The organism is Bremerella sp. JC817, from assembly GCF_040718835.1.
Classification (GTDB): Bacteria; Planctomycetota; Planctomycetia; order Pirellulales; family Pirellulaceae; genus Bremerella.
In genome coordinates this window covers 1-311 of record NZ_JBFEFG010000272.1, presented here as the reverse complement: position 1 = coordinate 311, position 311 = coordinate 1, and the positions used below count along the sequence as shown (strand labels likewise).

1 protein-coding gene is annotated in these 311 nt (G+C 64.0%); it reads right to left on the bottom strand.

The window, feature by feature from the left end:
- Window positions 1–16 precede the first annotated feature (16 nt).
- The coding region (locus tag AB1L30_RS14245; RefSeq protein ID WP_367014104.1) for a hypothetical protein at window positions 17–311 on the bottom strand (295 nt) is incomplete at its 5' end.

Here is a 311-nt window from a genome sequence, read left to right as displayed (position 1 = left end):
TCGCTGGCGAGCAGGGCTATCCTGCTGCTGGTCCGTGCTCATCCGGACCCTCGATCCGTCCGCCATCCACGGCAAGCAGACTGTCGCTCGCCGCCTGGTCGTTAGATTCCGCGTACGCATATTCGCGATCGAAGCTGCGCTGGTCGCCGTCCGCATCGAAGGTCGACACCTGCGTATCGGCGAACGTGGAAGAGAACTCGGAGCCGGTCGCATCGCCGGTGAAATTGCCGAAAATGGTTCCGCTCACCAGTGCGCTGCTGTCGCCATTCGCGAACTGGGAAACCGATCCGTCGCTCGCCCCGCCGAACGGG